1 rRNA gene is annotated in these 247 nt (G+C 54.7%); it reads right to left on the bottom strand.

Features of this window, described 5'->3' with window-relative positions:
* Positions 1-247 (bottom strand): 23S ribosomal RNA (locus tag BHE89_RS02635); the annotation flags it as partial.

The following is a 247-nucleotide window of genomic DNA, read 5'->3' as shown; positions in this document are numbered from 1 at the left end:
TCCCATCGACTACGCTTTTCAGCCTCGCCTTAGGGGTCGACTCACCTGCCCCGATTAACGTTGGACAGGAACCCTTGGTCTTCCGGCGTGCGGGTTTTTTCACCCGCATTATCGTTACTTATGTCAGCATTCGCACTTCTGATACCTCCAGCATACCTCACAGTACACCTTCGCAGGCTTACAGAACGCTCCCCTACCCAACAACACATAGTGTCGCTGCCGCAGCTTCGGTGCATGGTTTAGCCCC

Origin of the sequence: Shigella sp. FC1967 (assembly GCF_001743005.1) — a bacterium.
GTDB lineage: Bacteria > Pseudomonadota > Gammaproteobacteria > Enterobacterales > Enterobacteriaceae > Proteus.
The sequence above is the reverse complement of the archived record's forward strand: the minus strand, read 5'-3'. Positions and strand labels throughout refer to the sequence as shown.